The 11,821-nt window shown below is 63.7% G+C and carries 11 protein-coding genes; 7 read left to right on the top strand and 4 right to left on the bottom strand.

Annotation, left to right across the window (positions count from 1 at the left end):
- The first annotated feature begins 16 nt into the window (after nt 1-16).
- From sufC to ACFWO3_RS09190, 4 genes are read left to right on the top strand one after another with little or no spacing between them, the layout of a single operon-like run.
- Nucleotides 17-841, top strand: a complete 825-nt coding sequence (gene sufC / locus ACFWO3_RS09205; RefSeq protein WP_378576379.1) for a Fe-S cluster assembly ATPase SufC — start codon at nt 17-19, stop codon at nt 839-841.
- A 6-nt stretch (nt 842-847) separates the two neighbouring features.
- Nucleotides 848-2,104 (top strand): cysteine desulfurase, encoded by a 1,257-nt coding sequence (locus ACFWO3_RS09200; RefSeq protein WP_378576377.1) that lies wholly within the window; start codon nt 848-850, stop codon nt 2,102-2,104.
- Nucleotides 2,104-2,574, top strand: a complete 471-nt coding sequence (gene sufU, locus ACFWO3_RS09195) for a Fe-S cluster assembly sulfur transfer protein SufU (RefSeq protein ID WP_378576374.1) — start codon at nt 2,104-2,106, stop codon at nt 2,572-2,574. Before ACFWO3_RS09200 ends, sufU begins: the two co-directional genes overlap by 1 nt.
- Nucleotides 2,571-2,975 carry a metal-sulfur cluster assembly factor gene (locus ACFWO3_RS09190; protein ID WP_378576372.1) on the top strand — a complete coding sequence of 135 codons (405 nt, stop codon included), beginning with the start codon at nt 2,571-2,573 and terminating at the stop codon, nt 2,973-2,975. The genes sufU and ACFWO3_RS09190 overlap by 4 nt, the downstream gene beginning before the upstream one ends.
- Here ACFWO3_RS09190 and ACFWO3_RS09185 read toward each other — a convergent pair.
- Both ACFWO3_RS09185 and ACFWO3_RS09180 read right to left on the bottom strand, forming a co-directional pair.
- On the bottom strand, nt 2,972-3,883 hold the full coding sequence (locus ACFWO3_RS09185) for a Ku protein (RefSeq protein WP_378576661.1): 912 nt from the start codon (nt 3,881-3,883) through the stop codon (nt 2,972-2,974). The genes ACFWO3_RS09190 and ACFWO3_RS09185 overlap by 4 nt on opposite strands.
- A 30-nt stretch (nt 3,884-3,913) precedes the next feature.
- Nucleotides 3,914-5,044, bottom strand: a complete 1,131-nt coding sequence (locus tag ACFWO3_RS09180) for a lycopene cyclase family protein (protein ID WP_378576370.1) — start codon at nt 5,042-5,044, stop codon at nt 3,914-3,916.
- A 310-nt stretch (nt 5,045-5,354) separates the two neighbouring features.
- On the opposite strand from ACFWO3_RS09180, the gene ACFWO3_RS09175 reads away from it, so the two are divergent.
- Both ACFWO3_RS09175 and ACFWO3_RS09170 read left to right on the top strand, forming a co-directional pair.
- Nucleotides 5,355-6,986: an ABC-F family ATP-binding cassette domain-containing protein gene (locus ACFWO3_RS09175; protein ID WP_378576368.1), complete on the top strand. Its 1,632-nt coding sequence runs from the start codon at nt 5,355-5,357 to the stop codon at nt 6,984-6,986.
- Between the two features lie 54 nt (nt 6,987-7,040).
- On the top strand, nt 7,041-7,268 hold the full coding sequence (locus ACFWO3_RS09170; RefSeq protein WP_378576366.1) for a helix-turn-helix domain-containing protein: 228 nt from the start codon (nt 7,041-7,043) through the stop codon (nt 7,266-7,268).
- A 4-nt stretch (nt 7,269-7,272) separates the two neighbouring features.
- On the opposite strand, the gene ACFWO3_RS09165 is transcribed toward ACFWO3_RS09170, so the two are convergent.
- Both ACFWO3_RS09165 and ACFWO3_RS09160 read right to left on the bottom strand, forming a co-directional pair.
- Nucleotides 7,273-7,839: a TetR/AcrR family transcriptional regulator gene (locus tag ACFWO3_RS09165; protein ID WP_378576363.1), complete on the bottom strand. Its 567-nt coding sequence runs from the start codon at nt 7,837-7,839 to the stop codon at nt 7,273-7,275.
- An 89-nt stretch (nt 7,840-7,928) separates the two neighbouring features.
- Entirely contained in the window at nt 7,929-10,733 is a 2,805-nt protein-coding gene (locus tag ACFWO3_RS09160; RefSeq protein ID WP_378576361.1) for an aconitate hydratase, read from the bottom strand.
- 305 nt (nt 10,734-11,038) lie between these two features.
- On the opposite strand from ACFWO3_RS09160, the gene ACFWO3_RS09155 reads away from it, so the two are divergent.
- On the top strand, nt 11,039-11,671 hold the full coding sequence (locus ACFWO3_RS09155) for a DUF6676 family protein (protein WP_378576359.1): 633 nt from the start codon (nt 11,039-11,041) through the stop codon (nt 11,669-11,671).
- The last annotated feature ends 150 nt before the right edge of the window (nt 11,672-11,821 follow it).

The raw sequence follows: 11,821 nt of genomic DNA, 5'->3' as shown, positions 1-11,821 counted from the left end.
ATTTCGAAGGAACACAATGTCTACGCCTGAAAACACTCTTCCCGAGAACTCGGTTCTCGAAGTCCGCGACCTCCACGTCAACGTCGCGAACACCGACGCCAACGCAGAGCCGATCAACATCCTCAAGGGCGTGAACCTCACCGTCCGGTCGGGTGAAACGCACGCGATCATGGGCCCGAACGGCTCCGGAAAGTCGACCCTGTCGTACGCCATCGCCGGGCACCCCAAGTACCAGGTCACGTCCGGGTCGATCACTCTCAACGGTGAAGACGTGCTGGAGATGAGCGTCGACGAGCGCGCCCGGGCAGGTCTCTTCCTCGCGATGCAGTACCCCGTCGAGGTCCCCGGTGTATCGATGTCCAATTTCCTCCGCACCGCCGCGACGGCTGTGCGCGGCGAGGCCCCGAAGCTGCGCCATTGGGTGAAAGAGGTCAAGGAGTCGCTGGCCGAGCTCGACATCGATCCCTCGTTCGGCGAGCGCAGCGTCAACGAAGGTTTCTCGGGCGGTGAGAAGAAGCGTCACGAGATCCTGCAGCTCGGTCTGCTCAAGCCCAAGATCGCGATCCTGGACGAGACGGACTCCGGTCTGGACGTGGACGCACTTCGCGTCGTCTCGGAGGGTGTGAATCGGTACAAGGACCGTGAGCACGGCGGAATTCTGCTCATCACGCACTACACCAGGATCCTGCGATACATCACCCCGGACTTCGTGCACGTGTTCGTCGACGGTCGTGTCGTCGAATCCGGCGGCCCCGAACTTGCCGACGAGCTCGAGGCCAACGGCTACGAGCGGTTCACCGCTGCCGCAGCGAACCAGGCCTCCGCAACCCAGGGAGCGTAACCACAGATGACCACCTCGGTGCGTGCACTGGACGTCACCAGGATCAGGGAGGACTTCCCGATCCTGGGGCGCACGGTGCGCGACGGCAAACCTCTCGTCTACCTCGATTCGGGAGCAACGTCACAGCGCCCGAATCAGGTACTCGATGCCGAACGCGAGTTTCTGACGACGTGTAACGCGGCGGTCCACCGAGGTGCTCATCAGCTGGCCGAAGAGGCAACCGATGCCTACGAAGGCGCGCGTGAGGCGATCGCCGGCTTCGTGGGCGTCGACGGCGACGAGATCGTGTTCACGAAGAACGCGACCGAGGCACTCAACGTCGTCACCTATGTTCTCGGCGACGATCGATTCGATCTGAAGGTCGGCCCGGGCGACGAGATCGTCATCACCGAACTCGAACACCACGCCAACCTGGTGCCGTGGCAGGAACTCGCGCGCCGAACCGGCGCTACGTTGCGGTGGTACGGCGTGACGGACGACGGGCGCATCGACCTCGATTCGTTGGATCTCACCGACGCGGTGAAGGTCGTTGCGTTCAGTCACCAGTCGAACGTCACGGGCGCCGTCGCCCCGGTGGAAGAGTTGGTGCGCCGCGCCAAGGCGGTCGGTGCGCTGGTGGTTCTCGACGCCTGCCAGTCCGTGCCGCACATGGCGGTGGATTTCCACCGCCTCGGTGTCGACTACGCCGCGTTCTCGGGACACAAGATGCTCGGGCCCTCGGGCGTCGGCGTGTTGTACGGCCGACGTGAGTTGTTGAACGCGATGCCGCCGTTCATCACAGGCGGTTCGATGATCGAGACCGTCACCATGGAGGTAACCACCTTCGCGGTGCCGCCACAGCGCTTCGAGGCCGGCGTTCCGATGACCTCACAGGTGGTGGGCCTCGGCGCTGCTGTGGCGTACCTGGACGAGATCGGGATGGATGCCGTTGCCGCACATGAGCACGCGCTGACGGCGGCCGCTCTGGAGGCGCTGACCGCCATCCCGGGTGTACGCATCGTAGGACCTACCACGACGGAAGATCGTGGCGGAGCGGTGTCCTTCGTCGTGGACGGCATCCACGCACACGATCTCGGTCAGATCCTCGACGACGAGGGTGTCGCGATCCGGGTCGGCCACCACTGCGCCTGGCCGTTGCACCGACGTTTCGGTGTCACAGCCACGGCACGCGCGTCGTTTGCGCTGTACAACACCGTCGACGAGGTAGACGCGCTCGCAGCGGCGATCCGACGGGCGCGTGATTTCTTCGGGGTGACCGACTGATGCGAATGGAACAGATGTACCAGGAAGTGATCCTGGACCACTACAAGCATCCGCACGCACGAGGCCTGCGCGAACCCTACGGGGCCGAAGTGCACCACGTGAACCCGACGTGTGGTGACGAGGTGACCCTCCGCGTCCACATCGCCGACGACGGAACCGTGGGCGACGTGTCGTACGACGGACAGGGATGCTCCATCAGCCAGGCCGCCACGTCCGTTCTCACCGATCAGGTGATCGGCATGCCGGTGAACGAGGCGCTGGAGACTGTGGCCGCTTTCAACGAGATGGTGAGCAGCCGTGGCACCGTGGAGGGCGACGAGGACGTCCTCGGAGACGGCATCGCCTTCGCCGGAGTATCGAAGTACCCGGCCCGCGTGAAGTGCGCGTTGCTGGGATGGATGGCATTCAAGGATGCGGTTGTTCGAATAATGGAAGACGAACCCGCACGAATCGGAGGACCCACATCATGAGCGAGACTCAGGCTTCGGAAGCCGAGACCACGACAACCGAGGAGGGCGCCACATACGACGCGAATCGTTCGACCGGCACAGTCCCCGAAGTGGCGCGGCTCGAGGATCTCGAAGAGGCGATGCGCGACGTCGTCGACCCCGAACTCGGGATCAACGTGGTCGATCTCGGATTGGTCTACGGCATCACCGAGGACGACGACGTCGTCACGGTGGACATGACACTCACCTCGGCTGCGTGCCCGCTCACCGACGTCATCGAGGATCAGGCGAGAGGCGCTTTGGTGCGGAGCGGAATCTGCGAAGATCTGAAGATCAACTGGGTATGGCTGCCGCCGTGGGGTCCTGACAAGATCACGGACGACGGACGCGAGCAGCTTCGCGCCCTCGGCTTCACCGTCTAGCCGGTCTTTCTGGCGGGTCGGCGGCTGCTTGCCGCCTTCTTCGCAGGTTTGGCGGACTTGTCGTCGCCCGATTTCTTCGTCGACGACTTTGCTCCCTTCGTGCGGCTCTCCACCGACTTCCCAGCGGCCTCCACACTGCGTTGGAGGGCCGCGACGAGGTCGACCACTTCGGCATCCTCTTCGGGCTTGTCGCCTGACTCGACGGGTACGACCTTCCTGCCTCCGGAGCTGATCATCTCGTCCAGGAGTTCGCGCAACTGAGCTTGGTACTCGTCGGTGAACTCGCTCGGGTCGAAGTCTTCGGCCATGCTCTCGACGAGTGTCTCGGCCATGGCCAGTTCTTTCGGCTTCGGCTTCTCGGCGCCGTCCAGAGAGGGAAACTCGGCCGCTCGTACTTCGTCCGGCCACAACAGCGTCTGGATCACGAGGACGCCGTCGCGTGATCTCATCGCCGCGAGTCTCGTGCGCTGGCGCAGCGTGAAATGCACGAGGGCGGTCCTGTCACTCTCCGCCAGTGCGGTGGCAAGCAGGACATAGGCCTTCGGTGAGGACGAGTCCGGTTCGAGGTAGTAACTCTTCTCGAAGAGGATCGGGTCGATCTGGTCGGTGGGAACGAACTGCAGTACCGGTATTTCGTGCTTTTCGGCCGCCGGCAGTTTGTTGAAATCGTCGTCGTCGAGAATTACTCGGACGCCGTCGTCCGAGTCGTAGGCCTTGTCGATGTCGGCATATTGGATGACATTCCCGCACTCGGAGCACACACGGTTGTATTTGATTCGTCCGCCATCCTTGGCGTGGACCTGGTGAAAGCGAATGTCATGGTCTTCGGTTGCCGAGTAGACCTTGACCGGCACATTCACCAAACCGAACGCAATCGAGCCTTTCCATATCGAGCGCATGGGTTCCATCATGAGCGCAATGGCGTGGTTCCGCGAGGCTCATGGCCGATGTCGGCGAAATACGGCTCGAACGATCGTGTATCGAAGTCGGGTGGGGGAGCGGCGAAACACGCTCCACATGGCAGCGAGAGTCCGCCTCGTATCCGCACGCGACGACAGGTAAGCGCGTTGCTGCCCGGGGGGGCTCGTGAAGAAGGCCTCGAAGAAGTCACCGGCGTTCGACGTGTCGAGGTCGAGAAGTACCCGCAGGCCCGCCATGCGAAGTGCTGCGACCGCGCGTGCGGGCAACGGCCACACAGTCGACCCAGACACCGTGCCATCCGCCAGGGCAGCAGACATCCGATCGGCCAGCGCGAGGCTCGCTGCGACGCTGTATCCCGTTCCCGGATGGATCAGGCCACCGCGCGCACCGAAAGCGAGGCTTTTGCCGTGACGCGCGGACGGTTCCACCACGAAGTTCACCACCTCGATCTCGGCGCCGTCCGGAACGGTGATCCCTCGTGCTTCCAGTCGATGCAACAGTCGTTCTCGGAGCACGCGGACCGACAGGGGAGGAGAGCCCACCAGACACGTCTCCTCGAGCAGAACTCGGTCGGGTCCGGTCGGTACGGCGTACAGGAACGACGGCTGCTCGGAGGAGTCGGCGCCGTTGTCGCCTTGCCAGTCCATGAACCAGCTTGTCCGGCCTTCCAGGGCCGGAGCCGCGGAGGCTCGATCGAGGAAGACGCCATAGGCGGTCTGGCGGGCCGCACCACGCGTCTCGGTGCCGCGGGCGTCGACAACATAACGAGCGTGGAGAACCGTGCCGTTCTCGAGGACTACTGCGTCCGTGGCCAGGAGAACAGCTCTACCTGCAACTATGTGCGCTTTGCTGATATTCAGTATTGATTGCAGTGTACGTGTATCGAATACGCAGTAGGTGCGCCCGAGTGTGCGGGGCCGTCCGGCGCGGACGGCGGGGTAGGGGACACGCGAAGCCACGGACGACCGATCGAGCCACTCGGGTAGCTCGTCTTCCCATGCGGCGTAGGTCGGTGCCCAGACTCTGTCGGGGGAGTTGTCGACGACGAGGACGTCCAGCCCGCGGAGGAGGCATCGATGGGCGAGCGCTCTGCCTGCCGGGCCGAGTCCGACGATCGCCACGTCGGGGAGGGGAGGTTCGCCGGCCATCCTCAGGACGTTAGTCGGGTTCGCCGAGAATCCCTCGGCCTTTCGTATTACACTCGGACTGCGACGGAACTGCTGGATAACCGGAACTTGGCCCCGGCTCTTACGTGCGGGTCGCACACAGGCGAGACAACCAGACCACGTACCGAACTGCACGACCTCGCCTACCGCATCCACGACAAGGCGGGCCCTGGTTAGCAGGGTCACGGTTCGTGTGGTCGGGGAGAGGGCCGATGGGCGGTAAACTCGGTGGTTCTTGTGCTCGGCATCGGGCATTCTGACATCGACCGGTCGACAACCACGAGGAGTTCTGTTGATTACCGCCACCGACCTGGAAGTTCGTGCAGGTGTGCGGACCTTGCTCACTGCGCCGGGGCCTGCCCTGCGTATTCAGCCAGGGGATCGAATCGGACTGGTGGGTCGAAACGGTGCCGGCAAAACCACGACGCTGCGCATTCTCGCCGGCGAGGGCGAGCCGTATGCAGGTTCCGTTGTCAGGACCGGTGACCTGGGTTATCTACCCCAGGACCCGAAGGAGGGGGACCTGGACGTCCTCGCCAAGGACCGGGTTCTGTCCGCACGTGGACTCGACGCACTACTCCGTGACATGGAGAAGCAGCAAATCCTCATGGCCGAGGTGGTAGACGACTCGGCGCGCGACCGGGCAGTAAAGAAGTACGGCCAGCTCGAGGACCGATTCTCGTCCCTCGGTGGATACGTCGCCGAGTCCGAGGCCGCGCGGATCTGCAACAGCCTGGGACTTGCAGATCGCATCCTCGATCAACAGTTGCACACGCTCTCGGGTGGTCAGCGTCGTCGCGTCGAACTCGCCCGGATTCTTTTCGCGGCCTCCGACGGCAGCGGAGGCCGTTCCGACACGACACTGCTTCTGGACGAGCCCACCAACCACCTCGACGCGGACTCGATCACGTGGCTTCGTGGCTTCCTGCAGAACCACGAGGGCGGTCTCGTGGTGATCAGTCACGACGTCGACCTCCTGAACGACGTCGTCAATCGCGTGTGGTTTCTCGACGCCGTCCGCGGTGAGGCCGACGTCTACAACATGGGCTGGAAGAAGTACCTCGATGCACGTGCGACGGACGAGCAGCGTCGTCGCCGGGAGCGGGCTAACGCGGAGAAGAAGGCCGGTGCACTCCGTGCCCAGGCGGCGAAGCTCGGTGCGAAGGCCACGAAGGCGGTGGCCGCTCAGAACATGGCGAAGCGTGCCGACAAGCTGATCGCGAACCTCGACGAGGAACGCGTGTCGGACAAGGTGGCGCACATCCGGTTCCCGGAACCGGCCGCATGCGGCAAGACGCCGTTGATGGCCAAGAACCTGACGAAAGTGTACGGGTCACTGGAGATCTTCACCGGTGTCGACCTCGCGATCGATCGAGGCTCCCGCGTGGTCGTACTCGGACTCAACGGTGCAGGCAAGACCACGCTGCTGAGACTGCTGGGTGGCACGGAAGAGCCGGACGCCGGCGCATTGGAGCCAGGTCACGGTCTGAAGATCGGCTACTTCGCGCAGGAACACGACACGTTGGACGACAATGCGTCCGTCTGGGAGAACATCCGTCACGCTGCACCCGACACGGGGGAGCAGGAACTGCGATCCCTGCTCGGTGCGTTCATGTTCACCGGACCGCAGCTCGAGCAACCCGCCGGAACCCTGTCCGGTGGTGAGAAGACTCGATTGGCTCTCGCGGGTCTGGTCTCGTCGGCGGCGAACGTGCTTCTGCTCGACGAGCCCACCAACAACCTGGATCCGATCTCTCGTGAGCAGGTGCTGGATGCGCTGCGTAGCTACAAAGGGGCGGTCGTACTCGTCACTCACGACCCGGGAGCTGCCGAAGCTCTCGATCCCGAACGCGTGATTCTGCTTCCCGACGGCACCGAGGATCACTGGTCACAGGAATACCTGGAGCTGATTCAGCTCGCGTGAGCGGACCTGCAGGTTCTAGGCTGGAATCACCGTCGCACGTCGACTGGAGGAACCATGGCCGACCTCGGAATGTTCGCCAAGGGCGCCCGTATCACCGGGTCCTCGCGTGTCGATCTCCGTAAGGAGCTGCGGGCCAGATACGACAACGGGGCAAGCATCCGATCTCTCGCCAACGAGACGGGGCGCTCGTACGGATTCGTCCGCAACGTTCTGGCGGAATCCGGGGTCGAACTCCGGGGTAGGGGCGGAGCGCACCCATCGAGCGGGCACGGATCGGCGTGATCGCTCAGCGGCTGCGACGCACGGTTTCCTCGACGAGGTCCAGCACCGACTGCAGGTTGTCACCCGCATGCCCGGACGCGATCCTCGCGACCAAACCGTCCATCACGAGGTCCAGGTAGCCGATCAGCACCTCCGTCGGGACATCGTCACGCAGCCTGCCGGCGGACTTCTGTCGAGTCAGACGCGCTGCGGTCGCCTCCGTGAGTTCGGCGGAGCGCAACGACCAACTCTTGCGGAACTCGGGATCGGTGCGGAGCCGACGGGCGATCTCGAGTCTCGTGCCCAACCAGTCGAAATCCTCGGGCGTCTCCAACATGTCGCGCATGACCTGTACGAGGCCTTCTTCGGCGACGACGTCGGCCATGCGGGTCGCGTCCTCGTGAGCGAGGGCGAGGAACAACCCGTCCTTGTCCTTGAAATGATGGAAGATCGCACCGCGCGACATGCCGGTGACCTCTTCGAGACGGCGCACGGTGGCACCGTCGTAACCGAATTCGGCGAAGCATCGACGCGCACCGGCCAAGATATGGCTGCGCCGTGCTGCGAGCTGGTCTTCGCTGACCTTGGGCACTTCTTCCCGTCCTCGTTTCGCGTGCCGAAAGCACGCGGCGGACTCAGCCCTCGAGCTGAGTCCGCCGCGCGGTCGGTTCGGCTGGTGAACTAGCCCTTGATCATGTTGCGTAGCACGAACTGCAGGATGCCACCGTTGCGGTAGTAATCCGCTTCACCCGGGGTGTCGATGCGAACCACGGCGTCGAACTCGACCTTGGTTCCGTCGGTCTTGGTTGCGGTGACAGCCATCGTTTCCGGCGTGACGCCCTCGTTCAGCTTCTCGATACCGACGATGTCGAAGGTCTCGGTGCCGTCGAGCTTCAGCGACTTCGCGCTTTCGCCCTCGGGGAACTGCAGGGGAACCACGCCCATACCGATGAGGTTGGAACGGTGGATGCGCTCGAAGGACTCCGTGATGACAGCCTTGACGCCCAGGAGCGACGTGCCCTTGGCTGCCCAGTCACGCGACGATCCGGAGCCGTACTCCTTGCCGCCCAGCACGACCAGCGGGATGCCGGCCTTCTGGTAGTTCTGCGACGCGTCGTAGATGAAGGACTGCGGTCCACCGTCCTGGGTGAAGTCGCGGGTGTAGCCACCAGAGACGTCGTCGAGGAGCTGGTTGCGCAGACGGATGTTCGCGAACGTTCCGCGAATCATGACCTCGTGGTTACCACGACGCGAGCCGAGGGAGTTGAAGTCCTTGCGCTCGACGCCGTTGGCCTCGAGGTACTGCGCAGCAGGCGTGCCTGCCTTGATCGGACCTGCCGGGCTGATGTGGTCGGTGGTGACCGAGTCGCCCAGGAGAGCGAGGACGCGGGCGCCCTTGATGTCCTTGACCGGGGCAGGCTCCTTGGTCATGCCGTCGAAGTACGGTGGCTTCCGCACGTAGGTGGACTTCTCGTCCCACGCGAACGTGTCGCCCTCGGGGGTGGAGAGGTTCTGCCAGCGGCTGTCACCGGCGAAGATGGTCTCGTAGGACTTGCGGAACATGTCCTGACTGATCGAGGACTGGATGGTCTCCTCGATCTCCTGAGCCGACGGCCAGATGTCCTTCAGGAACACGTCGTTGCCTTCGGTGTCCTTACCGAGGGAATCGTGCTCGAAGTCGAAGTCCATGGTGCCGGCGATGCCGTAGGCGATGACCAGCGGCGGGGATGCCAGGTAGTTCATCTTCACGTCGGGGGAGATACGTCCCTCGAAGTTGCGGTTACCCGACAGGACCGCGGTAGCGGTCAGGTCGTTGTCGTTGATCGCCTTCGAGATCTCCTCGGGCAACGGTCCCGTGTTACCGATGCACGTGGTGCAGCCGTAACCGCCGAGGTAGTAGCCGAGCTTCTCGAGGTAGGGCCACAGACCGGCCTTCTCGTAGTAGTCGGTGACCACCTGGGAGCCGGGTGCCATGTTGGTCTTGACCCACGGCTTGGTGGACAGACCCTTCTCGACTGCATTACGTGCCAGGAGCGCCGCACCGAGCATGACGGACGGGTTCGAGGTGTTGGTGCAGGAGGTGATGCCTGCGACCACCACGGCGCCGTGGTCGAGTACGAACTCGCCGTGAGTGTCCGAGAGAACCTTGACCGGCTTGGTGGGGCGACCCTCGGAGCCGTTGGCGGCCGACTGCACGTTCACTGCACCGTCGTCTGCGAAGGAGAGGGTGGCCGGATCGCTGGCCGGGAAGGACTCTTCGACAGCCTCGTCGAGCTTGGTGTGCTCGGCGGGGTGGTTCTCCTCCACGTAGTTGTGGATGTCCTTGCGGAACGCGGTCTTGGCCTCGGTCAGCAGGATGCGGTCCTGCGGACGCTTCGGGCCTGCGATGGACGGGACGACCGTGTTGAGGTCGAGCTCGATGTACTCCGAGTACTCGGGCTCGTTCTCCGGGTCGTGCCACATGCCCTGTGCCTTGGCGTACGCCTCGACGAGCGCGAGCTGCTCGTCGCTGCGGCCGGTGAGGCGCAGGTAGTTGATGGTTTCCTCGTCGATCGGGAAGATCGCGGCGGTGGAGCCGAATTCGGGGCTCATGTTGCCGAGCGTGGCGCGGTTCGCGAGGGGAACCTCGGCGACGCCCTTGCCGTAGAACTCGACGAACTTGCCGACGACGCCGTGCTGGCGAAGCATGTCGGTGGCGGTCAGAACCACGTCGGTGGCAGTCACGCCGGGCTGAATCTCGCCGGTGAGCTTGAAGCCGACGACGCGGGGGATCAGCATCGACACGGGCTGGCCGAGCATCGCGGCCTCGGCCTCGATGCCGCCGACGCCCCAGCCGAGCACGCCGAGGCCGTTGACCATCGTGGTGTGCGAGTCGGTGCCGACGCAGGTGTCGGGGTAAGCCTGACCGTTACGGGTCATGACGGTGGGAGCCAGGTACTCGATGTTCACCTGGTGGACGATGCCCATGCCGGGGGGAACGACCTTGAAGTCGTCGAACGCGCCCTGACCCCAACGCAGGAACTGGTAACGCTCCCCGTTGCGCTGGTACTCGAGGTCGACGTTGCGCTCGAGTGCGTCGTCGCTACCGAACACGTCGAGGATGACCGAGTGGTCGATGACCATGTCGGCGGGGGACAGCGGGTTCACCTTGTTCGGGTCGCCGCCGAGGGTCGTGACCGCTTCACGCATCGTGGCGAGGTCGACGACACAGGGGACGCCGGTGAAGTCCTGCATGATCACGCGGGCCGGCGTGAACTGAATTTCGACGTTGGGTTGTGCCGAGGGGTCCCATCCCGCAATGGAGCGGATGTGATCGGCGGTGATGTTCGCGCCGTCCTCGGTGCGGAGAAGGTTCTCGGCGAGGACCTTCAATGCGTAGGGCAATTTCTCGGTGCCTGGCACGGCCGAGAGGCGGAAGATCTCGTAAGAGTTCTCACCGACCTCGAGGGTGCCCTTGGCGCCGAACGAATCAATACTGGTGCTCACGTCAGCTCCACTCGTCTATGAGGGGTGGCCGCCGACGGGGCTGTGTCGACGGCTGAACGAAACAGCGCGGGAGGCGTGTCGCCGCGGTGCTTCGCTCCAAGTCTAACAGTACGCTTGTCCTGTGAGAATTCGGGGAGTGCGTACACCCACAATCTTCACCGAGACGTCGGTACGCCGCAACGAAACGGGCAACGAAACGAGACCCAGGCAGATGACCCGTGACCACGTACAGCAACGTCGCCTCACGTACCCTTCACGAAAGTCTTCACGCGAGACCGACGTTCCTACAGCAACCCGGATGAGAGATGTCTGACCCTTTTGCCACTGTGACTCATACGAGTGCTGTGAACCCTGCGCACACCGCATCGCCGATGCTCGCGCTGCCCGTCGAATCGGTGGTCCGGCCGATGGCGGCGGATCTTCCTCCCAAAGTGGAACTGTCCGACATTCTCGAAGATGTCGCGGACGATTCGGTTTCCGCGCCCGACAAGATCGAGAAGGAACTGGTCGACGTCGTTCAACGCGCGAAGGAGTACGACGTCGATCTGCGCATCGTCGTTCTCGGCAAGGACCCGGGTCGGGATTCTCAATTGCGCGATCTTGCAACAGAAGTCGGCGCCGAGGACGGCGGGACCGTATTGGTGCTCAGCCCGAGTTGGGTGGGCACCTTCAGTGATTCGATCAGCCGAGTTCAACTCGAGGGCGGCCAGGACCGCACGTACACCGACAGTTCGGTGGACGCAGCGAACAACTTCCTCGACGAGATCATCGACCCAGGACCGCCGTGGGCTCTGATGACCCTCGTGTTGATCTTCGTTGTCGTTGCCGTAGGGGCGCTTACGTTGTTCGCGAAGAGTCGGCGTTCGTCCGGGTCGAATTCGGACACGACGCCGCAATCGCGCAACGCGGACGATTCGGCTCCGGATATCAGCGGGTAATCGGAGAAACATCACAGAGAAGTGGGGGGCGGGGGGGGCGGCGGGGGGGGGGGGGGGGGGGGCGGCGGGGGGGGGGGGGGGCGGGGGGGGGGGGAGTGCAAAAAAATCGCGCACGGAAACAAAAGAGGTTTTTTTTTGGGGAGGTTATAA

It is taken from the genome of Rhodococcus sp. NPDC058521, from assembly GCF_042719695.1.
GTDB lineage: Bacteria > Actinomycetota > Actinomycetes > Mycobacteriales > Mycobacteriaceae > Rhodococcus_F.
This window is presented reverse-complemented; position numbering and strand designations above follow the sequence as displayed.

Excerpts from the sequence above, each read along its gene's own strand:
- sufC (WP_378576379.1), top strand. The coding sequence starts at position 17 with ATGTCTACGCCTGAAAACACTCTTCCCGAGAACTCGGTTCTCGAAGTC.
- ACFWO3_RS09200 (WP_378576377.1), top strand. The coding sequence starts at position 848 with ATGACCACCTCGGTGCGTGCACTGGACGTCACCAGGATCAGGGAGGAC.
- sufU (WP_378576374.1), top strand. The coding sequence starts at position 2,104 with ATGCGAATGGAACAGATGTACCAGGAAGTGATCCTGGACCACTACAAG.
- ACFWO3_RS09190 (WP_378576372.1), top strand. The coding sequence starts at position 2,571 with ATGAGCGAGACTCAGGCTTCGGAAGCCGAGACCACGACAACCGAGGAG.
- ACFWO3_RS09185 (WP_378576661.1), bottom strand. The coding sequence starts at position 3,883 with ATGGAACCCATGCGCTCGATATGGAAAGGCTCGATTGCGTTCGGTTTG.
- ACFWO3_RS09180 (WP_378576370.1), bottom strand. The coding sequence starts at position 5,044 with ATGGCCGGCGAACCTCCCCTCCCCGACGTGGCGATCGTCGGACTCGGC.
- ACFWO3_RS09170 (WP_378576366.1), top strand. The coding sequence starts at position 7,041 with ATGGCCGACCTCGGAATGTTCGCCAAGGGCGCCCGTATCACCGGGTCC.
- ACFWO3_RS09155 (WP_378576359.1), top strand. The coding sequence starts at position 11,039 with ATGTCTGACCCTTTTGCCACTGTGACTCATACGAGTGCTGTGAACCCT.